The 26,303-nt window shown below is 58.0% G+C and carries 17 protein-coding genes and 9 pseudogenes; 9 read left to right on the forward strand and 17 right to left on the reverse strand.

The features are described 5' to 3' along the window. Nucleotides 1-573 precede the first annotated feature (573 nt). A pseudogene (gene gltP, locus ABOC21_RS23240) lies at nt 574-1,885 on the reverse strand (glutamate/aspartate:proton symporter GltP). Nucleotides 1,886-2,299: 414 nt separating this feature from the next. Here gltP and acs point away from each other — a divergent pair. From acs to actP, 3 genes are all read left to right on the forward strand, one after another. After that, entirely contained in the window at nt 2,300-4,255 is a 1,956-nt protein-coding gene (gene acs / locus ABOC21_RS23245; protein WP_426813431.1) for an acetate--CoA ligase, read from the forward strand. Between the two features lie 190 nt (nt 4,256-4,445). Continuing rightward, nucleotides 4,446-4,760, forward strand: a complete 315-nt coding sequence (locus ABOC21_RS23250; RefSeq protein ID WP_426815568.1) for a DUF485 domain-containing protein — start codon at nt 4,446-4,448, stop codon at nt 4,758-4,760. Beyond that, nucleotides 4,757-6,406: a cation/acetate symporter ActP gene (gene actP / locus ABOC21_RS23255; protein ID WP_426813432.1), complete on the forward strand. Its 1,650-nt coding sequence runs from the start codon at nt 4,757-4,759 to the stop codon at nt 6,404-6,406. The genes ABOC21_RS23250 and actP overlap by 4 nt, the downstream gene beginning before the upstream one ends. Before the next feature lie 33 nt (nt 6,407-6,439). On the opposite strand, the gene ABOC21_RS23260 is transcribed toward actP, so the two are convergent. Then, complete coding sequence (locus ABOC21_RS23260) at nt 6,440-7,129, reverse strand: LrgB family protein (protein ID WP_426813433.1); 690 nt, start codon at nt 7,127-7,129, stop codon at nt 6,440-6,442. Continuing rightward, nucleotides 7,122-7,532: a CidA/LrgA family protein gene (locus ABOC21_RS23265; protein WP_426813434.1), complete on the reverse strand. Its 411-nt coding sequence runs from the start codon at nt 7,530-7,532 to the stop codon at nt 7,122-7,124. Before ABOC21_RS23265 ends, ABOC21_RS23260 begins: the two co-directional genes overlap by 8 nt. Nucleotides 7,533-7,635: 103 nt before the next feature. Between ABOC21_RS23265 and ABOC21_RS23270 the strand changes: the two genes are divergently transcribed. Further along, nucleotides 7,636-8,520 carry a LysR family transcriptional regulator gene (locus tag ABOC21_RS23270; protein WP_426813435.1) on the forward strand — a complete coding sequence of 295 codons (885 nt, stop codon included), beginning with the start codon at nt 7,636-7,638 and terminating at the stop codon, nt 8,518-8,520. Nucleotides 8,521-8,604: 84 nt separating this feature from the next. Here the strand turns inward: ABOC21_RS23270 and ABOC21_RS23275 are convergent, their stop codons facing one another. The 4 genes and pseudogenes from ABOC21_RS23275 to soxR all read right to left on the reverse strand — a co-directional run bounded on the left by ABOC21_RS23275 (nt 8,605) and on the right by soxR (nt 13,532). Then, on the reverse strand, nt 8,605-10,251 hold the full coding sequence (locus ABOC21_RS23275) for a Na+/H+ antiporter (protein WP_426813436.1): 1,647 nt from the start codon (nt 10,249-10,251) through the stop codon (nt 8,605-8,607). Nucleotides 10,252-10,400: 149 nt separating this feature from the next. Continuing rightward, a pseudogene (locus tag ABOC21_RS23280) lies at nt 10,401-11,751 on the reverse strand (NCS2 family permease). A 393-nt stretch (nt 11,752-12,144) separates the two neighbouring features. Beyond that, a pseudogene (locus tag ABOC21_RS23285) lies at nt 12,145-12,815 on the reverse strand (glutathione S-transferase family protein). A 257-nt stretch (nt 12,816-13,072) separates the two neighbouring features. Continuing rightward, a pseudogene (soxR, locus tag ABOC21_RS23290) lies at nt 13,073-13,532 on the reverse strand (redox-sensitive transcriptional activator SoxR). A gap of 86 nt (nt 13,533-13,618) precedes the next feature. Here soxR and soxS point away from each other — a divergent pair. Then, a complete protein-coding gene (gene soxS / locus ABOC21_RS23295) occupies nt 13,619-13,948 on the forward strand; it encodes a superoxide response transcriptional regulator SoxS (protein ID WP_426813437.1) in 330 nt (109 codons plus the stop codon). Here the strand turns inward: soxS and ABOC21_RS23300 are convergent. The 3 genes and pseudogenes from ABOC21_RS23300 to ABOC21_RS23310 form a co-directional block, all read right to left on the reverse strand. After that, a pseudogene (locus ABOC21_RS23300) lies at nt 13,933-15,222 on the reverse strand (EAL domain-containing protein); the annotation flags it as partial. The gene soxS and the pseudogene ABOC21_RS23300 sit on opposite strands and share 16 nt — an antisense overlap. 30 nt (nt 15,223-15,252) lie before the next feature. Next, entirely contained in the window at nt 15,253-16,200 is a 948-nt protein-coding gene (locus ABOC21_RS23305; RefSeq protein ID WP_426813438.1) for an IS30 family transposase, read from the reverse strand. 57 nt (nt 16,201-16,257) lie between these two features. Continuing rightward, nucleotides 16,258-16,617 (reverse strand): annotated as a pseudogene (locus ABOC21_RS23310) (CSS-motif domain-containing protein); the annotation flags it as partial. Between the two features lie 493 nt (nt 16,618-17,110). On the opposite strand from ABOC21_RS23310, the gene ABOC21_RS23315 reads away from it, so the two are divergent. Beyond that, the gene (locus tag ABOC21_RS23315; RefSeq protein WP_426813439.1) at nt 17,111-17,392 is read left to right on the forward strand and encodes a YjcB family protein; all 282 of its coding nucleotides are present in this window, start codon (nt 17,111-17,113) and stop codon (nt 17,390-17,392) included. A gap of 55 nt (nt 17,393-17,447) precedes the next feature. On the opposite strand, the gene ABOC21_RS23320 is transcribed toward ABOC21_RS23315, so the two are convergent. The 4 genes from ABOC21_RS23320 to ABOC21_RS23335 form a co-directional block, all read right to left on the reverse strand. Next, nucleotides 17,448-18,290 (reverse strand): ABC transporter permease, encoded by an 843-nt coding sequence (locus tag ABOC21_RS23320; RefSeq protein ID WP_426813440.1) that lies wholly within the window; start codon nt 18,288-18,290, stop codon nt 17,448-17,450. A 14-nt stretch (nt 18,291-18,304) separates the two neighbouring features. Then, complete coding sequence (locus ABOC21_RS23325) at nt 18,305-19,135, reverse strand: ABC transporter permease (protein WP_426813441.1); 831 nt, start codon at nt 19,133-19,135, stop codon at nt 18,305-18,307. 68 nt (nt 19,136-19,203) lie between these two features. Further along, complete coding sequence (locus tag ABOC21_RS23330) at nt 19,204-20,343, reverse strand: extracellular solute-binding protein (RefSeq protein ID WP_426813442.1); 1,140 nt, start codon at nt 20,341-20,343, stop codon at nt 19,204-19,206. 29 nt (nt 20,344-20,372) lie between these two features. Beyond that, nucleotides 20,373-21,422 (reverse strand): ABC transporter ATP-binding protein, encoded by a 1,050-nt coding sequence (locus ABOC21_RS23335; RefSeq protein ID WP_426815569.1) that lies wholly within the window; start codon nt 21,420-21,422, stop codon nt 20,373-20,375. Between the two features lie 172 nt (nt 21,423-21,594). Here ABOC21_RS23335 and ABOC21_RS23340 point away from each other — a divergent pair, with 172 nt between their 5' ends. From ABOC21_RS23340 to ABOC21_RS23350, 3 genes are read left to right on the forward strand one after another with little or no spacing between them, the layout of a single operon-like run. Beyond that, nucleotides 21,595-22,365 (forward strand): MBL fold metallo-hydrolase, encoded by a 771-nt coding sequence (locus ABOC21_RS23340; RefSeq protein ID WP_426813443.1) that lies wholly within the window; start codon nt 21,595-21,597, stop codon nt 22,363-22,365. Next, on the forward strand, nt 22,362-23,381 hold the full coding sequence (locus tag ABOC21_RS23345; protein ID WP_426813444.1) for a LacI family DNA-binding transcriptional regulator: 1,020 nt from the start codon (nt 22,362-22,364) through the stop codon (nt 23,379-23,381). The genes ABOC21_RS23340 and ABOC21_RS23345 overlap by 4 nt, the downstream gene beginning before the upstream one ends. A 10-nt stretch (nt 23,382-23,391) precedes the next feature. Continuing rightward, nucleotides 23,392-24,153, forward strand: coding sequence for an inositol monophosphatase family protein (locus ABOC21_RS23350; protein ID WP_426813445.1), 762 nt, complete (start codon nt 23,392-23,394; stop codon nt 24,151-24,153). A gap of 14 nt (nt 24,154-24,167) precedes the next feature. Here the strand turns inward: ABOC21_RS23350 and ABOC21_RS23355 are convergent. The 3 pseudogenes from ABOC21_RS23355 to ABOC21_RS23365 all read right to left on the reverse strand — a co-directional run. After that, nucleotides 24,168-24,341, reverse strand: a pseudogene (locus tag ABOC21_RS23355) (hypothetical protein); the annotation flags it as partial. Between the two features lie 130 nt (nt 24,342-24,471). Continuing rightward, a pseudogene (locus ABOC21_RS23360) lies at nt 24,472-24,645 on the reverse strand (fimbrial adhesin EcpD); the annotation flags it as partial. Nucleotides 24,646-24,737: 92 nt separating this feature from the next. Next, nucleotides 24,738-26,082: pseudogene (locus ABOC21_RS23365) on the reverse strand (carbohydrate porin). Nucleotides 26,083-26,303: the final 221 nt, after the last annotated feature.

Here is a 26,303-nt window from a genome sequence, read left to right on the forward strand (position 1 = left end):
CTGCTGCATGTCCTGATGCCTCATGGCTGCATAGTTATTGCTGAAAAAGCCTTCAGCAATGATATTGCGACTTAATTGCCACGGGCTGACAGCGAGGGGGTTAAGGCGCATCAAGAAAACTGGCGGGAACGCAGGCGCGCATCCAGGACTGGCCGCGAGGACAAAAACGCCGGGAGCGTTTTTGAACGACGTTAACGTCGGCCCCGAAGGGGTGAGTCCCATGGATGGGACGAATAAAGCGGCCAGAGAGGCAGGTCGAGACAGGGACGTCGAGTCCTGCCCGGTCCGCCAGATGAAGCCGGAGTGAAGCGTACCGCGCAGCGGCAGTTTTCAGCGCCATGCCGGGGGCCACGGGGGGCGGGCGAAACGCCCCCCGTGCCGTTCACCCGCAGCAGGGATGAGAAAAGCGCAGGACTCATCGTGAACGGAACATTCCACGGAATATTCTGCCGTAACCTGGCATATCGCACATAAACGATCCAGCCTTCGCCCAAACCACCGTTGGCTGGAATCCCTGCTCGACGATAAAAAAAACCCGGCGCATGGCGCCGGGCTTGCTGTTTCACCGCGCGTTTACTGCGCGGTCTTATCAAATTTCCCCAGCACCTCACGCTCATACGCCAGCGCTTTCTTACGGTCAAATTTGTGTTCCCACTTGGCAATAACCAACACCGCCAGAGCATTCCCCACCACGTTCAGCGCGGTACGCGCCATATCGAGGATACGGTCAACGCCGGCAATAAAGGCCAGGCCTTCCAGCGGGATGCCCACGCTGCCCAGCGTCGCCAGCAGCACCACGAAGGAGACGCCCGGCACGCCGGCAATCCCTTTCGAAGTCACCATCAGGGTCAGCACCAGGGTAATCTCCTGCCACAGCGACAGGTCAATCCCGTACAGCTGGGCGATAAAGATCGCCGCAATACTCTGGTATAACGTAGAACCGTCGAGGTTAAAGGAGTAGCCGGTCGGCACCACGAAGCTGGTGATTGAGGCCGGCGCGCCGTAGGCCTCCATCTTCTCAATAATACGCGGCAGCACGCTCTCGGAGGCTGGCGGTGGAGTACGCGAGGATCAGCTCGTCCTTCAGGATGCGAATCAGGATCCAGATGCTCAGGCCGCAGAAACGCGCGACCAGCCCCAGCACCACCAGCGCAAAGAACAGAATCGCGAAATAGACCAGAATCACCAGTTTGGCCAGCGGCCACAGGGAGGCGAAGCCAAAGGTGGCGACGGTCACCGAGATCAGCGCAAATACCCCTACCGGCGCGTAGCGCATCACCATGTGCGTCACTTTGAACATGGTCTCGGAAATGGAGCGGAAAACGGTCACCAACGGCTCACGATGCGTTGCCGGCAGCGAAGAGAGGCCGAGGCCGAAAAGCACCGAGAAGAAGATAATCGGCAGCATGTCGCCTTTGGCCATCGAGGCGACGATATTGGTCGGCACCAGCGACAGAATCGTCCCCATCAGCCCGTGCGCGTGGCTTTGCACCTCCGCCGTCGTACTTTGGTATTTCGAAATATCAACCGCCGCCAGCTGTGACATATCAATACCGCTTCCCGGCTGGAAAACGTTGGCCAGGGTAATCCCCAGCACGATGGCCACCGTGGTGATCACTTCAAAGTAGATAATCGTCTTGGCGCCAATGCGCCCCAGCTGCTTAGCGTCGCCAACGCCCGCAATCCCGACCACCAGCGTCGAAATCACAATCGGCACCACGATCATTTTGATCAGGTGGATAAAGATATCGCCCGCGGGCGTCAGAAGATTAGAAATGAGCCAATCACGATTTTCGGCATGGTAATGCAGGTAGCTACCCAGGAGTATGCCCAGCACCAGGGCCAGCAAAATTTGCCAGGCCAGGCTGACTTTTGTTTTTTTCATCACTACAGACTTCCTCAATGAAAGGCACCATTACCGAAGGTAATGTTACCCACTGAAAGGGGTATGAATTGTGTTGCGTTGCTCTATGGGATTTTTTAACGCGCGGTATGAGTATCATTTGCACGGCATGCTGCGCAAGCCTTTAAGAACAGACCTTTACTCTGGTTTTATGCATAAAGCCGCTAATTCTCCCTACTTATATTGCATAAGTATCTGTTATAAAAAAAATTTAATCGATTCCATTTCTATAAATTCACTGACGAAATTATTGCACTCAAAAGTTTCATTTGATTAATTTTCATTCAGTTGAATTAATGCGTGATCTGCCCCCCAAATAGCAAACAAAGCGCTCAAAGTCCCTACTCTTAACGTTTATTTGACATATATTTAACAATCCAAAGGAGAAAAAAAGCCATGAGCCAAATACACAAACACTCTATTCCCGCAAATATTGCGGACCGCTGCCTGATTAACCCGGAACAGTACAAGGCGCAGTACCACCAATCCGTGACCGACCCCGACGCGTACTGGGGCGAGCAGGGTAAAATTCTCGACTGGATTCGGCCCTATACGCGGGTGAAGAACACCTCGTTTGCCCCGGGCAACGTCTCTATCAAATGGTATGAAGACGGAACCCTGAACCTGGCGGCTAACTGTCTCGATCGCCACCTCGCGGAGCGCGGCGAGCAGACGGCCATCATCTGGGAAGGCGACGACGCCAGCCAGAGCAAGCAGATTACCTACCGCGAGCTGCATCGCGACGTGTGCCGCTTTGCCAACGCCCTGCTCGGTCTCGGGATCAAAAAAGGCGACGTGGTCGCTATCTATATGCCGATGGTGCCTGAAGCGGCCGTCGCGATGCTGGCCTGCGCCCGCATTGGCGCCATCCACTCGGTTATTTTCGGCGGCTTCTCGCCGGAAGCGGTGGCCGGGCGCATCATCGACTCCAGCTCGCGGCTGGTGATCACCGCCGACGAGGGCCTGCGCGCCGGTCGCGCCATCCCGCTGAAGAAAAACGTCGATGACGCGCTGAAAAACCCTAACGTGACCAGCATTGAAAACGTGGTCGTCCTCAAACGTACCGGGGGCAAAACGGAGTGGCACGAGGGTCGCGACCTGTGGTGGAGCGATCTGCTGGAAAACGCCAGCGACCAGCATCAGCCGGAAGAGATGAACGCCGAAGACCCGCTGTTTATCCTCTATACCTCCGGCTCAACCGGCAAGCCGAAAGGCGTTCTGCACACCACCGGGGGTTACCTGGTATATGCGGCGACGACCTTCAAATACGTATTCGACTATCACCCCGGCGACATCTACTGGTGCACCGCCGACGTTGGCTGGGTAACCGGCCACAGCTACCTGCTGTACGGCCCGCTGGCCTGCGGCGCGACGACGCTGATGTTCGAAGGGGTACCAAACTGGCCGACTCCGGCGCGCATGTGCCAGGTGGTGGATAAACACCAGGTGAGTATTCTGTATACCGCCCCGACGGCGATCCGCGCGCTGATGGCCGAGGGTGATAAGGCCGTTGAAGGCACCGACCGCTCTTCCCTGCGCATTCTGGGCTCCGTCGGCGAGCCGATCAACCCGGAAGCCTGGGAGTGGTACTGGAAAAAAATCGGCAACGAGAAATGCCCGGTGATGGACACCTGGTGGCAGACCGAAACCGGCGGCTTTATGATCACCCCGCTGCCGGGCGCCATTGAGCTGAAGGCCGGCTCCGCCACCCGTCCGTTCTTCGGCGTGCAGCCGGTGCTCGTCGATAACGAAGGCACGCCGCTGGAAGGGGCCACCGAAGGCAACCTCGCCATCGCCGACTCCTGGCCTGGCCAGGCGCGTACCCTGTTCGGCGACCATGAGCGCTTCGAGCAAACCTACTTCTCGACCTTTAAAAATATGTACTTCAGCGGCGACGGCGCGCGCCGCGACGAGGATGGCTACTACTGGATAACCGGCCGCGTGGACGACGTGCTGAACGTTTCCGGCCATCGCCTGGGCACCGCCGAAATTGAATCGGCGCTGGTTTCACACCCGAAAATCGCCGAAGCGGCGGTAGTCGGCATTCCGCATAACATCAAAGGCCAGGCTATTTACGCCTACGTGACGCTGAATCACGGCGAAGAGCCTACGCCGGAGCTGTACGCGGAAGTGCGCAACTGGGTGCGGAAAGAGATCGGCCCGCTGGCAACCCCGGACGTGCTGCACTGGACCGATTCGTTACCGAAAACCCGCTCCGGTAAAATCATGCGCCGCATCCTGCGCAAGATTGCCGCCGGCGATACCAGCAACCTCGGCGATACCTCAACGCTCGCCGATCCTGGCGTGGTGGAAAAACTGCTCGAAGAGAAGCAGTCCATCGCAATGCCATAGTCAATACGTACTGATTCCCTACACCCTCTCCCCAATCGGGGAGAGGGCATAAACATAAAACCTTCCTGAGGATTCCAGGCAGCAGGAAAGCGGTAAGCAGGCGGATCCCCGGCGGTTAGCTGCCGGGCGGATGTGTGCTGCCGACGTCCCGCGCGTGGATGACGAAAGGAATACCTCTGGAGACGCTATGATGAATGATCAAATTTGTCAGCGGATAGAAAATAGTGCGCATTTCAGGGAGTTAGTTGCAACCCGGCAAAGGTTTGCCGCCATTTTGTCAATCATCATGCTGGTTATCTACGTCGGCTTCATTTTGCTTATCGCCCTTGCCCCCGGCTGGCTCGGGACGCCGCTGCACGCGGGAACCAGCGTCACCCGCGGGATCCCCATCGGCATCGGCGTTATCGTTATCTCCTTCGTGCTCACCGGGGTTTACGTCTGGCGCGCCAACGGTGAATTCGACCATTTGACGAAAAGCATTATCAGCGAGGTGCAGGCATCATGAAGAAAGTTCTGACGGCGCTTGCCGCCACGCTCCCCGCCGCCGCGAACGCCGCCGACGCCATTACCGGCGCGGTGCAGCGTCAGCCGACAAACTGGCAGGCGATTATCATGTTCCTGATCTTTGTCGCCCTGACGCTCTATATCACCTGGTGGGCGTCAAAACGGGTACGCTCGCGCAAAGATTACTATACCGCCGGGGGGAACATCACCGGCTTCCAGAACGGTCTGGCGATTGCCGGCGACTTTATGTCGGCCGCCTCTTTCCTCGGGATCTCCGCGCTGGTTTATACCTCCGGCTACGACGGGCTGATTTACTCGCTCGGCTTCCTGGTCGGCTGGCCGATCATTCTGTTCCTGATCGCCGAACGCCTGCGCAACCTCGGACGCTATACCTTTGCCGACGTCGCCTCCTATCGCCTGAAGCAGGGGCCAATCCGCACCCTCTCCGCCTGCGGTTCGCTGGTAGTGGTAGCGCTGTACCTGATTGCGCAGATGGTCGGCGCGGGCAAGCTTATCCAGTTGCTGTTCGGCCTTAACTACCACGTTGCGGTGGTGCTGGTCGGCGTGCTGATGGTGCTGTACGTGCTGTTTGGCGGCATGCTGGCGACCACCTGGGTACAGATCATCAAGGCGGTCCTGCTGCTGTGCGGCGCCAGCTTTATGGCCTTTATGGTGATGAAGCACGTCGGCTTCAGCTTCAATAACCTGTTCAGCGAAGCGATGGCGGTCCACCCCAAAGGGGCGGCGATCATGAGCCCCGGCGGGCTGGTGAAAGACCCGATATCGGCGCTGTCGCTCGGGCTGGGGCTGATGTTTGGTACCGCCGGCCTGCCGCACATTTTGATGCGTTTCTTCACCGTGAGCGATGCGCGCGAAGCGCGTAAAAGCGTATTCTACGCCACCGGCTTTATGGGCTACTTCTACATCCTGACCTTTATTATCGGCTTCGGCGCCATCATGCTGGTGGGCGCCAATCCGGCGTTTAAAGACGCGGCGGGCGCGCTTATCGGCGGCAACAACATGGCAGCAGTGCACCTCGCTGACGCGGTGGGCGGCAATCTGTTCCTCGGCTTTATTTCGGCCGTGGCTTTCGCCACCATCCTTGCGGTGGTCGCGGGCTTAACCCTCGCCGGCGCGTCGGCGGTCTCTCACGACCTCTACGCCAACGTCTTCCGTAAGGGCGCCAGCGAGCGCGACGAGCTGCGGGTATCAAAAATTACCGTGCTGATCCTCGGCGTGGTGGCCATTCTGCTGGGGATTTTGTTCGAAAATCAGAACATCGCCTTTATGGTTGGACTGGCGTTCTCGATTGCCGCCAGCTGTAACTTCCCGATCATTCTGCTGTCGATGTACTGGTCGAAGCTGACCACGCGCGGGGCGATGGTTGGCGGCTGGCTGGGGCTGCTGACCGCCGTTATCCTGATGATCCTCGGCCCGACCATTTGGGTGCAGATCCTCGGCCATGAGAAGGCTATCTTCCCGTACGAGTACCCGGCGCTGTTCTCGATTGCCATCGCCTTTATCGGTATCTGGTTCTTCTCCGCCACCGACAACTCGGCGGAAGGGCTGCGCGAGCGCGAGCTGTTCCGCGCCCAGTTTATCCGTTCACAAACCGGTATCGGCATCGAACGCGGCCAGGCGCATTAAGCCTCTTAACCCCGGCCGGACGGCCGGGGCTCATCAAAACATCAGCAGGCGCACCAGCGGCGCCGCCAGCACCATCACCACTCCCGAAAGCATCATCACCAGGCTGGCGACAACGCCCTCCTGCTGCCCGAGCTCGTAGGAGCGCGCGGTTCCGGCACCGTGCGAAGCGGCGCCGAATCCCGCCCCTTTCGCCATCCCTGCTCGAATCGACAGACGCAAAAACAGCACGTCGCCGATCGCCATGCCAAATACTCCGGTCACCACCACAAACAGCGCGACCAGATCCGGCTGGCCGCCGAGGGGCCGGGCCGCGGCCAGCGCAAACGGCGTGGTGACCGAACGCACCGCCAGGCTGCGCTGAATCTCATCGGAAAGGGTGAACAGGCGCGCCAGCCAGACCGAGCTGCAGACCGCCACGATTGAGGCCGTCACGACTCCGGCGCTCAGCGACATCCAGTGGCGTTTAATAATCGCGAGGTTGTCATATACCGGCACGGCGAAAGCGATCGTCGCCGGCCCCAGCAGCCACAGCAGCCAGTGGGCCTCACCCATATAGCTTTGATATGAAATATGGCCAAAGACCAGAATCAGCACCAGCAGGAGCGGGGTAAAAACCAGCGGCATCAGCGGCAGCTTGTGAAAGCGGCGGTAGAGGCGTTTATTGGCAAAATAGAGCACCAGCGTCACGATCAGGCACAGGATGCTCAAATTGAGATCACTCATGCTTCATCCTGCTGATTTCGTAGCGATAAACTTTATCCACCACCCACGCCGTGACGCCCAGCACCAGCGTCGTGCTCAGCGCAATCACCAGCAGAATGCGCCAGCCGTCCATCAGCAGCAGCTGGGTGTAGTTGACCACCGCCACTACCGCCGGCACGAAGAACAGCAGCATTTCCGCCAGCAGCCAGCGGGCGCCGGCGCGCACCCAGTTCAGCGGGATCACCCGGCAGACGATGAGCGCCAGCAGCATCAGCATGCCGACCAGATTTGCCGGAAGCGGCAGGTGCAGCCAGTTAACCAGATACTGAGCGCAGACAAACAGCCCGGCGTAAACCAGTACCTGAAGCGGCACCTGAAGGCGTTGCACAACGAAGGGGGTAACGCGAGCCGGCGCGAAGGCCATGAGCGATATTCCTGAAAAAGAAGCCAGGCGAGCAGTATAGTGAGCCGCCAGGTTGGACAGAAATGAATTAAAATCATCACAGGCATAGTTTCAGGGAATAATTATGGATATCCGCACGCTGCGTTATTTTGTCGAAGTTGTCCGCCAGCAGAGCTTCACTCGCGCGGCTGAAAAGCTGTTCGTCACGCAGCCCACCATCAGCAAGATGCTAAAAAACCTCGAAGATGAGCTCAACTGTACGCTGCTTATTCGCGACGGCCGCCGGCTCCTGCTGACCGATACCGGCCGGGTGGTTTTCGAGCGCGGACAGGCGATTCTCGGAGAATTCCGCCAGCTGGAATCCGAGCTTAGCGATATTAACCATCTGCATAAGGGCATTCTGCGGCTGGGGATCCCGCCGATGGTCGGGATGCTGATGGCCGAGCCTATCGGCCTGTTTCGTCAGCGCTATCCGGGCGTAGAGCTGAAAATTGCCGAGTTCGGCGGCCTGACCGTGCAGCAGGCGGTCAGCAACGGCGAGCTGGATCTGGCCATGACCGCGCTGCCGGTCGATGAGGAGAGCGGCCTGGCGACGCTGCCGCTGTTCAACCATCCGCTGTGCGTGCTGGCGCCGAGAACGCCGCAGTGGGAGCGCGTCAGCTCGCTGTCGCCGCAGGAGCTCGCCGCCCATCCGCTGGTGATTTATAACGAAGATTTTGCCCTCAGCCAGCAGCTGATGCAGCTGTTTAGCGAACATGAGGTGAAGCCCAGCATCGCGGTGCGCAGCGGGCAGTGGGACTTCCTCGCCGCGATGGTTCAGGCGGGAATTGGCGTGGCGATTCTGCCGCAGCCGATTTGTGAACGCCTCGAGACCCGACATTTCTGCACGATCCCGCTGCAGAGCGGGCTAAGCTGGGAGCTGGGGATGATTTGGCGGGAGGGCGTTTACCTGTCGCATAGCGCCCAGGCGTGGCTGGCATGCAGTAAGCGCTTCTGGCTCAATGAGTAAGCGCCCGGAGGCGGCGCGCTGCGCCGGTCCGGGCGATCCACGACAGACTATCCACCGCACGGCCCCGACCGGGCGCGGCGGCGACTATTGATCTTCGATTAACAGCGCTTCCAGCAGGTCAAGGTCGTGCAGCAGCTTCTGCAGCGTCTCGTTGCTGATCTGGCGGGTGGCGCGCAGATGATACAGCTCGCCGCGCTCTGAACGCAGCGCCGCCAGGCGGAAGCGGCGCTCAAGCTGCTCTTCGAGGATCGAGGTTTCCACGTCGTTGCGCCCGTCGACCCGCCGGCGCAGGTTACCAATTACCCGCGAGCTGACCTCGGTCAGCAGCTGGTTATCGATATTCTCTTTGGTATCCGCCGCCAGCCGCTCCTCCATTTTTTGAATCGCCACGATCGCCACGTCCGCGGTGGCCGCGCGCGCCAGGCGCTCCTCTTTGCGCTGCTGAACATGGTCGGTCGACTCAATGTGGCGCAGCAGAATCGGTAGCGCGATCACGCCGACAAACAGCGAGAACAGAATCACCCCGGCGGCAAGGAACACCAGTTCATAGCGCGCCGGGAATACGTCGCCGCTCGGCAGCAGCAGCGGTATCGACAGCACGCCGGCGAGGGTGATCGCCCCGCGCACCCCGGCCACCGAGGAGATCAGCAGCTCGCGGGTGGTCCAGGAGCCAAACTCCATCGGCTTATTTTTCAGGAAGCGCTGGCTGAGCTTGCGCATCGTCCACAGCCAGCCAAAACGGACCAGCATCAGCGCGGCGTAAATCAGGACAATATCGGTAAACAGCATCCAGGTTTCGACGTTGGGATCCGCCTCCGCCGCCACCAGCGAGCTCGACAGAATATCCGGCAGCTGCAGGCCTAACAGCAGGAACACCATGCCGTTAAACACGAACTCCAGCATCGCCCAGGTGCTGTTGGCGCGCAGGCGCATCGCCAGCGGCGCGGTGCGCATCACTCCGGAACGCGTGATGGTCATCCCCGCGGCGACCGCGGCCAGAATCCCGGAAAAACCGATGTGTTCGGCGATCAGGTAGGAGGCAAACGGCAGCAGGAACAGCAGCACAATCTGCGTTGCCGGCTCATCGCCGCCCCAGCGGCTGAGGAAGCGCATCGAGCGACCGTACAGCCAACTGACGACAAAACCGGCGAGGATGCCGCCTACCGCCACCTTGAAGAACTCGACCGTCGCGCCGCCGACGGTAAAGACCATCGTGCCCATCGCCACCGCGACGGCAAACTTCAGCGAGACCAGGCCGGAGGCGTCGTTCATCAACGCTTCGCCCTGTAGTATCCCCATAATTTTTTTCGGGATCCGCCCTTCACCGACAATCCCGGAGAGCGCAACCGCATCGGTTGGCGACAGCACCGCCGCCAGCGCAAAGGCCGGGATCAGCGGAATACCTGGGACTATCCAGTAGATGAGGTAGCCGATCCCCACCACCGTCACCAGCACCAGCGCCAGCGCGAGGCCAAAAATCTCTCGCCCGTGCTCGATGAACTCGCGGGTCGGCGTCTTCCAGCCGTCGGCAAAAAGCAGCGGCGGAATAAAGAGCACCAGGAAGAGTTCAGGATCGAATTCGACGTGCAGGCCGAAGGTAGGCCAGGCCAGCAGCGCGCCGATGGCGATCTGGATTAAAGGTAGCGGAACCTGAAAGGGCAGTACGCGTGTAACCACCCCGGAGAGAGAGACCACGAGGGTCATGATGAGTATGGTAAAGAATATTTCCATGTGTTCCCTGTTTGCTGCGTGTTCTTATTTTTACATCTGAGGCGTCATGTCTCGAAATGATACGCTACCCAGATTAACGCAAAAGGAAACAGGATGTGGCTTAAAAATTAAACGGGCGGCCTGAGCCGCCCGCTATCAGCAAAAATAGCTTAAATTGCCCAACCGCCGGCGTAGAAGATAACCAGCGCCGCGGCGATGATCACGGTGCCGAGGTTCAGCTTGCGCCACTCCCCGGAAACCAGACGCCCGATAACCAGCGACGCGAAGCCGATCATGATGCCGGTCACGATGTTGCAGGTCAGCACGATAAAGACCGCGGTAATCAGGCCCGCCATCGCATCGACAAAATCGTTAAAGTCAATTTTCGCCACGTTGCTCAGCATCAGCAGGCCGACGTACATCAGCGCCGGAGCGGTGGCGTAGGCGGGAACCAGATAGGAGAGCGGAGAAAGGAACAGAATCAGCAGGAACAGCACGCCAACCGTCACCGCGGTCAGGCCGGTTTTACCGCCGGCGGCGGTACCCGCGGCCGATTCGATATACACCGCCGCCGGCGCCGCGCCGACCAGGCCGGAGAAAACGCTGCTCAGGGAGTCGGTGGTCAGCGCTTTACCGCCGTTGATGATCTGCCCGTCTTTATCCAGCAGGTTCGCCTGCCCGGCGACCGCGCGAATGGTGCCGGTGGCATCGAAGACCGCCGTCATCACCAGCGCCAGCACGCTCGGCAGCACCACCGGATTCAGCGCGCCGATGATATCGAGGCTGCCGATCAGCGAGTTGCCTTTGTCGTCGCTCAGCGACGGCATGGCGAAAATCCCGGAGAAGTGGACGTTAGGGTCGAAAATCAGGCCGACGATCGATACGCCGATAATGGTCAGCAGGATGCCGCCCGGCACCTTCATTTTTTCGAGGCCGATAATCACCGCCAGCCCCACCAGCGACATAATCACCGGGAAGCTGTCGAAATGCCCCAGCGTTACCGGCAGGCCGTCCAGCGGGTTCTTAATCACCAGTCCCACGCCGTTGGCGGCGATCAGCAGCAGGAACAGGCCGATACCGATGCCGGTGCCGTGCGCAACGCCCTGCGGCAGGTTGCGTAAGATCCAGCTGCGAATGCCGGTTGCGGAGATAATGGTAAACAGCACGCCCATCAGGAACACGGCGCCCAGCGCAACCGGGATACTGATATGCTGCCCCAGCACCAGGCTGAAGGCGGTAAAGGCGGTCAGCGAGATAGCACAGCCGATTGCCAGCGGCAGGTTGGCCCACAGCCCCATAACCAGAGAGCCGACGCCCGCCACCAGGCAGGTGGAGACAAACACCGCCGCCGGTGGGAACCCGGCTTTACCCAGCATGCCCGGTACCACGATGACCGAGTACACCATCGCCAGAAAAGTGGTTAAACCGGCAACAATCTCCTGACGCACGGAGTCTGCCGCGAGCCGAAATTTTAAACCAGGCGTCTAATGAACCGCCGGTACGCGCTGAAGGCGTAGACATAGAAAACTTCCCCTGAGAATTTTTATCATTCGTCGGTATGCGTGGTGGACCATCCACTGCCAGTTCAACGCGATCTCCTTGTGCTATATCGCAGCGCCAGGGGGGCTGCAAAAAAAGCAAACGTTTAACTCCGCGCATACAATACGGTGGTCAAAATTACTTTGCTCACCCCCTGTTAGCAGGATAAATAGCGAGCAAAATAATAAGGCAAACGATTATCCAGCCTTTAGATGGCCCTTTTCAACTGAAGTTTGTCGTCTTTCGCTAAATTTCGCTTATGACGTTCAGGAAATAACCAGCCGATGCGCAAACGTTATCGTCTATGCGCAATCTGCTAACATTTTTGCATTGCGCCGATAGCAATTCGCGCCGGCCATCGTAAAAGGTGATGCCTCAGGCACCCGGTAGCGTAAAGGGGCCGCCGCGCTCGATGGCGAGCTGCCAGGCCGGACGTTGTTCGATACGCTGCGTCCAGCGGGCGATGTGCGCAAGGCCGTCGATTCCGCCGCGCGACTGCAGCGCCAGCAGCGGAAAGCTCATCTGGATATCGGCCATGCTCAGGTTTTCGCCGGCGAACCACGGCCATCGGGAGAGGTGATCTTCGATAAAGCCGGCGTGGGTGGCAATCTGCCGATCCAGCCAGGCTTTCTGCATCCCCTTCCCCAGCGCGCCGCCCAGCGTGCGCATGCCAAACGGCACCGGGGCCTTGCCGAGGCGGGAAAAGACCAGCTTCATCAGCATCAGGGGCATCAGCGAACCTTCGGCATAGTGCAGCCAAAAGCGGTACTGCAGCCTGTCCGCCATCGCCTGGGGCCGCAGTACTGCTGTGTGCTATCGTAGGTCTCCTGCAGATATTCGAGTATCGCCCCGGATTCCGCCAGCACGTAGCCGTTGTCCTCCACGACCGGGGATTTACCCAGCGGATGAATGTTTTTTAGCTCCGGCGGCGCCAGCATATTTTTCTGCCGTGGATAGCAGACAAGCTGATAGGGCAGCTGTAGCTCCTCCAGGGCCCAGAGCACGCGCTGCGATCGCGATTGATTCAGGTGATGTACCGTCAGCATGGGTCTCTCCCGTCATTTGTTCAAATTAACTATAGGAACTGGCGGCGAATGACGGGAAAATTTCGCCGAAATAAACGAGTAGACGTCAGGGGATGTGCCACAATTAAATTGTCGGCGCAATCCGGAACCTCCATCAACCGTTGCGCAATACTGAGGTGAGCCGACGTCGGGGGAAACCCTCCTGCGAAACAGCGGGATAGAGCGAAAGACAAAGACCGGAAAACAACTAAAGCGCCCTGTTGTGGCGCTTTAGTTTTTTAATCATCCTCCAGCAGTCGCGCGCCGGTTCCCTCTTCGCCCAGCTTGTCTCCCGGGTTGCGCAGCGGGCAGTCCCGTCGCGACAGGCAGCCGCAGCCAATGCAGCCATCCAGCTGATCGCGCAGCGCGGTCAGCGTATGAATACGCCGGTCCAGCTCCTCCCGCCACACCGACGACAGACTGCTTCCACTCTTTGGCGCTTAAGTTGTGGCCTTCGGGCAGGACGCCAAAGGCGTCGCCGATGGTGGCCAGCGGAATGCCGATGCGCTGCGCAATCTTGATAATCGCCACCGCGCGCAGCACGTCGCGACGATAGCGCCGCTGGTTGCCGGCGTTGCGCTGGCTGTGAATCAGCCCTTTGCTTTCATAGAAATGGAGCGCCGAGACGGCAACGCCGGTACGTTTTGCCACTTCGCCCGGGGTCAGCAGCATTTTAATACGGGGTGATTTATTTTCCATAAAGCGCTTTACCTCAAGTTAACTTGAGGAATTATACTCGCCCGCAGACAAAACGACGAATCGAGAATTGAGAGAGAGGCCGCTTTATGTCCCATCAGTATATTATCCAAACGCTTATTGAATGGATTGATGAACATATCGATCAACCACTTAACATTGATGTAGTCGCCAAAAAGTCGGGGTACTCGAAATGGTATCTTCAGCGGATGTTCCGCGCCGTTACGCATCAGACGCTGGGCGATTACATTCGTCAGCGCCGGCTGCTGCTGGCCGCGGAAGCCCTCAGAACCACCCAGCGCCCGATCTTTGATATCGCGATGGATCTGGGCTACGTCTCGCAGCAGACGTTTTCACGGGTGTTCCGCCGGGAGTATGACCGCACCCCCAGCGACTATCGCCATCAGATTTCCGCCTGACAGCTTTGCGCGCAGGAGCTAAGCCGGGCTGGCGCCTTAATCAACCACTGCTTAAACTCCTGCACCGGCATCGCCTTCGCAAAGTGCCAGCCCTGGCAGTAGCGAACGCCGCGCTTCTGTAGCCACTTAACCTGCTCCAGCGTTTCTACGCCCTCGGCCACGGTTTTCAGGTGCAGGCTGCGCGCCATCTCAATAATATGCTCGGCGATCATATGGCTGGTGCCGTGGGTTGTCAGCGTATCGATAAAGGACTTATCGATCTTGAGAATATCCACGTTGAGCGAAGAGAGGTTATGCAGGTTGGAGTAGCCGGTGCCGAAATCATCGATGGCAACTTCATATCCCGCTTCGCGAAAGGCCTGGATCACCGGCGTCGTTTTCTGCACGTCAATAAACCCGCGCTCGGTCACTTCGATTTTAATCTGGTTGATGCACACCGCATGGCTTCGCGCCTTTTCACTAATCTGGCTAATCAGCCGCGCGGAGTGGAAATCCGTGGCCGAGAGGTTAATCGCGACGTACAGCTGAGGATGGCTGGCGAGGAACTCGCCCATATCGGCAAACACCTCATCCACCACGTAGTCCGTCACCTGCGCGATCAGCCCTTCGTTTTCCGCCAGCGGGATGAACTCAGCCGGACTCATCACCGGACCATCGCGCCCGGGCCAGCGCAGCAGCGCTTCGGCCCCGACGCAGCGGTTCGTTTTAATATCAACGATCGGCTGATAGTGCAGGCACAGCTGGCGGCGGCACAGCGCGCGCTGCAGCATGCTGCGCGGGGAGTGATACTGCCGCCGGGTTCTCAGCCACATCAGTAAAATCAATGAGCTACAAATCAGGCCCAGCGGCAGGGTAATCATTATCTGGTCATATAAATTTTTATAATAGCCAACGCGCGAGGTGGACATGATCACCGCAATAGGGCGCTTCGCCGAATGGGCAACGGTGTAGACCCGGCGATCCTGCTGGAAAAAGGTATCTTCGGGGCGGATCAGCGGACGTAGCGCCGCGGCGTCGGTATTTTTGCTGACGGAGAAAAACTGATTCGTTTTGGTATCGAACAGACCGTAGGCTAAATCTCTATCGCTGGATATGAGCGTACTATAGGAAAGTGGGTTAATCACCGCGACATAGTGGCCGCGCTGCATATAGGTCATGGCAAAACCGGGATAAAACGGCGTGTCGCGATAGTAATAGATAGCGACATCCGGCTTCTTTGTATAATTAGCCGTCTCGATACGCCATGCCGTATCGGGGCGAACGGCGGTTGAGCAAAAGGGCGGATTCAAGTTCGAAGTGCAACGCTAAGCCGCCTTTCTTAACTCTGCAAAGACCACTGAAGGCTGCCGGAATTTGAGGCATTTTCGTGGCCTGCTGTTCAGTGCTCCCTGGTACTTGCGGAGCTCATCATCCGTCACTGCTGTCAGGTCAGTTCCTTTGGGGATAAACTGCCTCAACAGCCCATTGGTATTCTCATTTAGCCCACGTTCCCACGAAGCATAGGGGTGAGCGAAGTAGGTTTCCGTTTCCAGGGCCGCTGCGATCTCTTTGTGCTGAGTAAACTCCCCGCCATTGTCGAACGTGATGGTATGGCAGACATCTTTGTAGCCGCTCAGCATCGAGATAATGGCTGTGGCCACTTCGGCTGAATCTTTCGAAAACACCTTTTTCGTCAGATAAATACGGCTTTTACGCTCGACCAGCGTCACGATGGCTCCGGTGCCTTGTTTACCCAGAACCAGATCCGCTTCCCAGTCACCCAGTCGGGTACGAGCATCAACAACGGCCGGTCTATGCTCGATGGATACGGCGTCAGGTATCGGACTTCGCTTTTTACCATAGCCTTTGCGATAGCGGCGTTTACCCTGCCGGAGGAGCTTGTATAGTTCGCCGCCAATGGCTTTATCAGCCTGAACATGCTGGTAAATCCACTCGTGACTAACCGGTCTGCCGATGATACGGCCAACGGCGCTGATCTGTTCCGGACTCCACAGCCAGTTTAGCGCAGCCTCAACAAAGAAGACCGTATCCTCGTGCATCCTGCGTTTGCCGGCCCCTTTACGGCGGCTGGTACTGAGCTTCTGTGCTGCCGCTGGCTGGTAGCCATCTACAGAACGATTACGACGCAGTTCCCGCGAGACCGTTGATTTGCTGACGTCTAAGCGGCGGGCAATCTCTGCCTGACTCACTTTATCTTCACACAACAGGGCTATCTGGTATCGTAACCCTTCGGTTAGCTGCTGATATTTCATAGTGACTCGCTCATCTTTGGTCGGAAGAGCAGGATAGCTTATCGGCAGCTAACCGTCCCTCCATCCACATGACCGAGCGTTGCACTTATTATCTGAATTCGCGAAGAAGTCAGCGCCTTTCGCATAGATTAAATCATCGACGTAAAGCAGGCTGCGAACAATATCCAGCATATATCGCTGATGCTGCGGCGAACATATTATCCCCTGGTATTGCAGGGCCTTTCCCCGCGCCTGTTCGACCTCATGAATAACCATTTCGGTTTGCTGCAGCGCCAGTTGAGAAAACGAGCGGAGCTGGTCGTCAGTTTCCACCCTCGCCCGGTGTTGAGCAAGCCACGCTGCCACAACCACTGGCAGCAGGATGAACAGGGTAATACCGAATATTCTCAACGCCTTATGCGACACACTACGACTCATTTCCGCTTTATATCCATGCGATACGCCTTAGTCACGGTAAAAGCCCACAATGGCAGATGCCTACTCTTATACAACACTCAGTCATTTAGCAATCGGCTATTTGGCGTAAAAACCATACACCTGATAATGATGAATAATACTAATTTATAGAACAATCGAGAAACATTCTCGACATAATGAGAGCGGCGCCGCGTTTATAAGTATGGCAAAAAAAAGAGTCCAGCGTATTAAAGCGCCAGCTTTGCCGTCATGGCGGACGTGGCTATGGCTCGCCGCGCCATTAACCACAATATTAAAATGGTTTATGAGTACATAAAAAACGCAATTTTTGGCTGGTGAATAAAAGAACAAACGTGATATAGTTCACACATCCTGATGAAACGGAAACATTGTTTCATTGTTCGTTTGTTTGCCCGTCGATAGCCAGAGCGCCACGTCATCGTCAGTCTCGCCAGGTTGTCAAAGGCCCCGACTTTCTTTGAGGATCAGGTCAATGGCTTCCATTACTACCAGTGTCATACTCCTACGCTGGCCGCTGGTGAGCGCGGTGCTGATGTTTTTAGCCAGCTCGATGAATATCCAACTGCGTAAAAGCGATTATGCCGGCTTAGCGGTCATCTGCAGCGGCCTGGGGCTGGTCGCCGCCTGCTGGTTTGCTACCGGCCTGCTCGGCATCACGCTGCTGGATGTCGCCAAAATCTGGGGCAATATTAAAGACGTCATGGTTGGAGTGATGAGCCAGACGCCGCCAGAGTGGCCGATGATGATAACCTGATAGTAAAAAACGCTTCCCATCGGGAAGCGTTTTTTATTGGCGGGAAGTTTGCGCGCTATTTCCCCATTTTCGCCAGCATTTCCGGGCGCATAAATTTATGAATAACCAGCATAAACAGCAGCGACGGCACTAATAAAATCAGCGCGGTAATAGACGAGACCTGATAGTTCCCCGACATGCTGGCGTTGTAAAGCAGCAGCGGCAGCGTGGTGATATCCGGCGCGCCGACAAAAAAGGTGCCGGTAAACTCATCCAGCGACTCCAGAAAGACAAAGATGCTGGCGGCGATTATCCCCGGCGATGCCTGGGGCAAAACGATATGCCAAAACGTATACACCGCCCCGGCTCCCAGATTGCGCGACGCTCTTGCCAGCAGCGGATCGACCGCCGAGAATGCCGCCACGCAGATCCATACCGAATACATCAGCCCGTGCACGCTATGCACCAGCACCACGCCGGCCACGGTGCCGTTGAGCCCCCACTGATAGAAAAGCCGGGCAATATTCATATATACCGTCAGGTTAGGGAACGCCTGCGGAATAAGAAACAGCAGCATAAAGCCCACCCGCAGCGGCATTCCTCGCCTCGATAGCGCATAGCCGGCGGGGATCGAAATCAGCAGGCACACCAGCACCGACAGCACGGCAATCAGTACGCTGGTCAGCAAAGAGCCGGAGACATCGCTATAGGGGCTGAACACCTGATACCAGTATTTCAGCCCCCACTGGCTGGGCAGGGCGTGGGGAAAGAACCAGCTTTCGGCCACCGTCCAGATAAGTAGATTCAGCAGCGGGCCAAACATCGCCAGCAGCATCAGAACCAGCAGCAGCGTCTGCAGCGGCAGGCTGGCGCTCAGCTTTCTCCGCCCTTTCGCCAGCAGCGTCGCGGGTGGCGTCATCGTAACCTCCTTCATCATTCTCCCCCTTTTTGCCGCAGGCTATGGCGCAGATAAAACCACGACAGCGCGCCGCAGATAAGCAGCGAAACCACGCCCAGGGCGTTAGCCACGGCGTAATCCCCGTAGGAGTTCACGCGAAACGCCATATCAACGGTGATCATCGTCGGCGTGCCGACGCCTATCATCAGCGGCACCGACAGCACCGACATCATGGTGACGGTCGAGAGCACCAGCGCCACGCCGATAGCGGGCAGCACCTGCGGCAGAATAATATCGAACAGGATCCGCGGGCGAGAGGCGCCGAGGTTGCGCGCCGCCAGAATTTGCGACTGCTCAAGCGCCGCCATAGCGCCGCAGATCAGCAGCGTGGCGAACGCCAGCTGCTTCCAGACGAAGGTGATAATGATGCCCTTCCAGCCCAGCCAGGAGATAGTCTCCATCGGGGTGAGTAGATCGCTGGCGACCAGCGCGTTGTTCATGAGGCCGTTTTTGGCCAGAAAGGTACGCATCATCTGCGCCGCAACGATAAAAGGAATAAACAGCGGCAGGCGATATAAAAATGCCAGCATCCGCACAATCGGCCGGCAGGAGGACAGGGTAATCACCGCGGAAAGGGTGATGGAAATCAGCGCCAGCAGCGCCACGGAGCTCAGCACGACGATCAGCGTAAACAGAATATCGTTGGAGTAGAGCGCATAGACTTTGCGGAAGTGGGCCAGGGTTAGCCGCTGCGCATCGTCGGTAAAGGCGGCAATCAGCGAGAAGCCCAGCGGATATAAAAACAGAACGGCGATGGTCAGCGCGGCGGGAGCAACCAGCAGCAGATATTTCAACGAAATACGCATAGCAAACCTGATATCAGCAGAGAGAAACGCCCGGGCCGACGCGCGGCCGCCCCGGGCATCGACAGAGATTAGTTGGCGACCTGGCTTTCGTAGCCTTCTTTAATATCGTCAAAATAGGCGGTAATCGGGAAGCTTTTGCCATATTCCGCCAGCGCCTGCGGCGAGATCTCAGCAAACAGCTTTTGCCACGTCCCCGCATCCAGCTGCGGTTTAACGTGCTGCGCATCGATGCCCGGATACCAGTTAAACTGCTTCACGATCCCCTGCGCCTGCACCTCCGGGCTGGTCGCCAGCGCGATAAATTCGCGCGCCAGCTGCGGATTCGCCGCCTTCGCCGGGGTCACGTAATACATCGGCTGTCCCGGCATGCCCGGCGCCAGCAGGGACAACTTGATCGACGGCGGCAGCTTGCCCTGATCTTTCCAGCTGTAGAACATGTCCACCCATACCGGCCCCATCGCGATCTCCCCGCGGGTCAGCATATCGAGCGTCCCGGCGTTCCCCGGCGTAAAGGTGACGTTTTTATTAAAAGCCTTCAGCTTTTCATAGGCCTGGCTCCAGTTTTTCTCCACGCCTTTATCGTACGGCAGGGAGGAGAGGCGCTGGGCGTCGGTGCCGTAGGCGTACATCCAGCCCACCACGAAGCTGACCCCGGACATGCCGTTTTTAATCCCGTTATAGCCGAAAGCCTGCGGGTTTTTCTGCGTCCAGGCCACCAGCTCATCGTAGGAGGCCGGCGGGGTTTTGATCGTCTCGCTGTTCCAGGCAATGGCGGTCTGGCTTAAAAACATCGGCATCACGTAGCCGTCGACGTTAACGCCGAGGGCGTTTTTAGCGTTATCGGCGGTGACCAGGCTGCCGGTCTTAATCTGCGAGCGGTACTTCGCCAGCAGCCCCTTCTGGACCAGATCGCCACCGGCGTTTTGATGCACCACGGCAACGTCAATATCCCAGCTGTCGGCGCCGCTCTCCTTCTGCGCCGTCAGCTTTTCGATAATTTTGTTCGATCCCGCGTCCCCCGGCCCGGTGCCGATGACCTGCACCTTGACGCCCGGATGCGCGGCCTCGAACTTCGGCCCCAGCCAGGTTTTTACGTAATCCACCATATTCTGATCGCCCGCCGTCGCGACGTTCAGGATGGTGTCGGCCTGCGCGCCGTAGCTCAGGAGTACGGCGGTCGCTATCGCAACGTTTGTTTTAGTAAACATGGTTTATCCCCAGAATGAACACGATGATGTCAACTTGCATGAGATGAAGGAAAAATATGCAGCGCCGGCGTTGGCACGTGCAGCCTGACCGGCGAGCTGGCGGGCCAGCAGCGGGTAGAATCCGCCAGCAGCAGGCGATCGCGACAGCGCACGCTGTGGCGATATAAATGGCCGAGGAAGGCGCTTTGTTCGACGATGCCGTCAAGCGTCAGCCCTTCCCGCGGCGCGGTATCCGCTAATGAAAAGAGCGCCGCGTCGGTGCTGCGGAAATAGATCACCTGCTCGTCAGAATGCGCATCTGAATATGCCGTTGGGCTGCGCCAGTGAATGCCGTCGAGGGTGCGGATATCGCGGCTATTTATTTTATTATCGGCCCCCATAAAATCGGCGACAAAAGGCGTAGCCGGACGTTGATATATCTCTTCCGGCGTCCCTAACTGCTCAATTCTGCCGTTATTTAATACGGCGACACGATCGGCCATCACCAGCGCTTCCTGCTGGTCATGGGTGACAATTAATGAGGTAAAGCCGAGCTTCTTTTGCAGCGCTTTTATTTCATGACGGACGTTAAGGCGGACTTTGGCATCCAGATTGGAGAGCGGTTCATCCAGCACCAGCACGTCCGGCTCAATCGCCAGGGCGCGCGCCAGGGCAACCCGCTGACGCTGGCCGCCGGAAAGTTCGGTCACCTTCATCTCCGCCAGCCCCGGGAGGTTGACGATATGCAGCAGCTCCGCCACCCGGCGGTCGATATCGTCGCCACGCCACCTGCGCAGCTTCAGGCCGTAGCCGATATTACGGGCCACCGTCAGATGCGGCCACAGCGCATAGCTTTGAAAAACCATCGTAATATTGCGCTGCTCCGGCGCGCTATGGGTAATCGCCCTGCCGGCGACGACGATCTCCCCGCTCTGCGCCGGGATAAAACCGCAGAGCGCATTTAGCAGCGTGGTTTTGCCGCAGCCCGATGGCCCCAGCAGGGCGATCATCTCCCCCTTCTCTACCGCCAGATCGATATTATGCAGAACAACCTTATCGCCGTAGCTAATTCTCAGATTGGCAATGTGCAGATAGCTCATATTCGGTACCCAAAACTCTTCTGTAGGCATTTTTTTATTTATTCACGCCGGGATGAACACGTGTTCATTTGGCTGTAAAAAAAATGCAACCTTGACTCGACATGATGTGAGCCTACTTTGTCGGGTATTTGTGACAATTTAATTAAGTGCGAATTTTTTTTGGCGAGGGTAAATGAAAATAGACGTTCTTGGCTGCGGCAGCGCGTTCTCAGAGAGCCAAAATAGCTCTGCGCTGCGCATTATTGATGATGAAAATCGTCAGTGGCTAATTGATTGCGGCCCTACCATTCCCCGCGCCCTGTGGCAGCGAGGGGGCGATATTAACGATATCGATGCCATTTACTTCACCCACATCCATCCGGATCACTGTACCGGCCTGACGGCGCTGCTCAACTACTGGAAAAGCTTTTCCCGCCACAAGCCGCTGATTATCTACAGCCAGCCGCAGCAGCGTCCGGTGCTGATGCAGTTGGCGCAGCTGGCAAACTGGCCGGAAGCCACACTGTGCTTTGCGATTGAGTGGCGCGACAGCGCTCCGGCGTGGAGCTGGCACGACTGGCAGATCCGTACCGCCGAAACCCGGCACGAGCTAACCAACCGCGCGATCCGCATCACCATCGCCGGGAAAAGCCTGTTCTACAGCGGCGACGGCCGCCCGACGCCGCAGTCGATCGCGCTGATGGCGGGCGCAGACCTGGCGTTTCAGGAGTGCGCTTCGCTCGCCGCGCTGAGCGATGACGCCTCCCACGGCGATTTTCCGGCCTGCCTGACGCTGTTTCAAACGCTGGCGCTGCCGGCTATGGGGCTGTATCACTGCTATGACGCGATTCTGCCGGCGCTGCGCACGGCCTGCCGGCCATGGAGCGGGTTGTTCGTCAGCCAGGACGGCTTACAATACGATCTTCATCAACCCCCGCGCAGCGGCGAGGAGAATCCGGCATGAGCGCGCAATTCCGCAAGCAGAGCGTCACCGCCCAGGACGTTGCCCGGCGCGCCGGCGTCTCGCGCGCGGTCGTTTCCCGGGCGCTGAGCAATAACGGTAGCATCTCGCCGGCCGCCCGCGAACGGGTGCTGCGCGCCGCGGAAGAGCTGGGCTATCAGGTCAACTTTCTCGCCCAGGGGCTCAACCGCCGGCGCAGCCACCTGATCGGAGTGATCGTTTCCCGCATCAACGATCCGTTTCGCAGCAGCCTGCTCGACGGGCTGCTGAGCGAGATCCAGCGCCGCGATTTTCAGGCGCTGGTCAGCGAGATCCGCAGCGAGCAGGATCTGGCCCAGACCCTTCGCCGCTTTGCGCAGTTTCGCGTTTCCGGGGCGATCGTCACCTCCGGCCAGCCGCCAGAGTCGCTGGTCTACGAGTTCGCCCAGCAGCAGATTCCGGTCGTCGGCATTAACCGCCAGCCCAATATTCCCTGCGTCGATTACGTCTGCTCGGATAATGTCGCCGGGGCGACGCTGGCCGCCAGGCAGCTGGTGGCTGCCGGCTGCCGCCGCTTTGGCTGGTTAAACCATCGCCATTCGACCTGGGCTGGACAAATGCGCGGCGAAGCGTTCTATCAGGCGCTTACCGAACTTGGGGTCGATACGCGGCGCGATCTTCAGCCGCTGTTTGCCTCGCTTGAGGGCTACGAGGGCGGGCTGCAGGCCGCTGCCGACGCCGGCGATGCGCTGGAGGGGATTTTTTGCGCCAACGCGCAGCTGGCCTGCGGCTTTCTCGACGGCATGCGCCAGCGCGGCAAAGAGGCCCCGGCGGATTTTCAGCTCATCGGGTTTGATAACACGCCGCAAACGGCGCAGTACAGCTACCGGCTCACCACTCTGCATCAGGACGTGGCGGAGATCTCCCGCCAGGCGCTCACCCGCCTGCTGGAGCGGGCCAGCGATCCGCTACAGCCTTCACGCACCACGTGGGTGAAGGTCGATTTAATTCACCGGCGCACGTCGCCATCAACCACATAAGAGCCAGGCTATGACGGAAGAACAGCAGCAGTCGCTATGCAATTTGATTCGCCAGTTGGGTACGCGCGCGCAGGAGCTGCGCGATGCGGGGCTGCAGGTGGATAAAAAAGCGCGTCAGGATTTTGTTTCGCAGGCCGACCTTTTCGTCGAGCAGGAGATAAAAACCTGGCTGGAGGCCCACCGCCCGGAGGACGGTTTTCTCGGCGAAGAGAGCGGCCTGCGGGCCGGGGAACAGGGAACCTGGGTCATTGACCCTATCGACGGCACCACCAACTATATTCTGGGCATGGATTACTGGTGTATTTCTCTGGCCTGGGTCAGGCAGGGCGCGCTGGAGCTGGGAATTATCTACGCCCCGGACCGCAACGAGTTTTTCTTCGCCCGCCGCGGCGAAGGCGCATTTCTCAACGACAGGCGCCTGACGCTGCGCGAGCCGGACCCGGAAACGGTGGTGATTGGCATGGGACGATCCAGCCGGGCGCCCGCCGCCGACTACGCCCGCATGCTTGAGCGGGTGATTGACGCCGGCATGGAGTATCGCCGCTTTGGCGCCGGGGCGCTGATGCTGGCTCACGTCGCCGCCGGCCAGGTGCACGCCTATTATGAGGCGCATATGAACAGCTGGGATGCGCTGGCGGGTATCCTGCTGATTGTTGAAGCGGGCGGCGCGAGCAGCGACTTTTTGGCCAACGACGGCCTGCTCGGCGGTAACCTGGTGCTGGCCGGTTGCCCCGGCGTCCAGTCGCGCCTGATGGCCCTGACGGGCAGCTAACCGCCCGCTGGCGGCTACGGGCAGTCGTTGGATATTTTGATAAATCTATCGTTGTAAATAATGTACTTGTCGCCAGGCTTGCGCAGTGCGGCCTGGCGTACCAAGTCGCCTGGGCGTAAATACCAGGCGTCGCCGCCCTCTTCCGTTGCCGAGCATCCGGGCTTAATCAGCAGCTTAAACCAGGTGTTATTGTTCAGCACCCGCTTCGCGGCAAAGCTCTCTTCCGCCCCCAGCGAGAAGGTCAGGTTACCGAGCGATATGGCCTCACCAACCGCCGGCAGGCAGAGGGCCAGCCGCCACGCCATCAGGCGTATCGTATTAGTTAACATTTCGCCACGTCGCCTGAACCCGAATTTCACCTGAAGCGCTCACTTCGCCGAACCAGCCTTCATCGTCGATAGTTTTCAGCGAAATCCCGTCATTCATCGGGATGGAGAACTTCACCGCGGTTTTATTCATCACACCAGGATCGCCTGAAGCATCGTTCCACGGCGGGAGAATCAGTCAGGGGAGTAAGGTGGGTAGATCGCGCTTACCGGCGGTGCGTCCGCGGCCCGGGAAACCCTCCCGGGCCGCTGGCCCTATCAGAAGAAATATTTAAAGCGCACCCGCGCGCCATAGCGTTCATCGGTATTGCCGGTTTTCGTTGCCGACGAGTCCAGCCACGATGCGTAAGCCCCGAGGTAAATATTAAAGTTCGGCATATCCATAATATTCGGCAGTCTGCCATGAGGCGTGAATGGTATGGATGTCATAGCGTCCCGGCGCCAGAATCGCGCAGTCGCCGTCGCACTCCGCGCTCACGCCGGACAGATTGAACTGGTCGATTTTGTTATGCGCGTAGATATAGCCCAGCTCCACGCGATGCCATAGCGCATTGATACCGGCGCTGAAGTCCTTTTCGTCCGCCGCATCCAGATACGCGGTGCTCAAATTGACTACCGCGCCATCCTGCGGATCGGCCTTCTGCGTATTCCAGCTTAGGGTCATTCCGTAGCCGGTACGGCTGGATTGATCGACCCAGCGGCCATTTTGGTCCTGATAACCGTAGGCGTTATTCACGAGGTTACTCTCCAGCGCCGCCGCCACCGACCAGGCGCCAGAGCGCCACGCCGCCACCGGACGCACGTAAACCACGTTTTTACGGTTATCCAGCGCATTGCCGTGATAGCTCTGGTCAACAAACAGCGAGCTACCGTCCTCCACCAGCGTATTGACCTCAAAATACCAGTTATCAAGGGTTTTGCTGAGCAGGAAGTTGCCGCCGCTGCTGCTGCGCCCGCGCCCCTCTTTCATCATATAGATATAGCCATAGCCGTCGCTGTACAGATCGTTCGCCGTATTACCAGAATACTGAATAAACGTATCCTGATTCAGCGGGAACATATCGTAGGCTTCGAAGCGCCCGATTTTAATTTTCCAGTCATCTTCCTGGCCAAAGAAAAACGCCGCGTCATCAAGATTCATTTTCCCGTTCATATCCGCCAGCGGCTGCACGCTAAACCCGGCATATTTACCGTTAGCGCCTTTACGCAATCCATCAAAGCCCAGCAAAATTCGTCCGTTAATATCCCAGCGCTCTTTATCTCCCGGCGCCCAGTTTTTATTAGCGCTGGTTTTTATCGAGGTCAAACTACCGGTACGGCTGGCGCCGTCCATATTAAACTCGACGTCGCCGTAGAATTTTATATCGCCATAATCATTAAGCTGTAAAGCGGGTTTTGCCGGCGCGGCGCTGGCTACCGCCGCCGGTTTATCCTGACGTTTTAGTTGGTGGATCTCCGCCTCCGCGCTGGCCGCCCGCTGCTCGGTCGCCTTCAGCCGTTGTTCCATTTGCGCCAGTCGCTCCTCAAGGGATAACGACGCTTGTGCATTGACCACAGGGGTAAATAAAGACGTCAGAAAACATCCGACCCAGATTTTATTCATCGGTAAAGCCTTTTATTATTTAATTAAACGAAGTTTATTTTTAGAGTTTATGAATAAAGCATGACGCTGATAATAATAATAACCCGCCCATCGTCACGGACGGGTTATTAACGACAGTAACAATATTATTCGCGCGACCGGGCTGCGGCGCCAGCACCCCACGGCGACATAAGCGCAGGGCTATTCAGGCCTGCCGGTCTATTTTCTCCTGAGGATCTATC

The sequence above is a fragment of the Klebsiella sp. WOUb02 genome (assembly GCF_050058015.1).
GTDB lineage: Bacteria > Pseudomonadota > Gammaproteobacteria > Enterobacterales > Enterobacteriaceae > Klebsiella.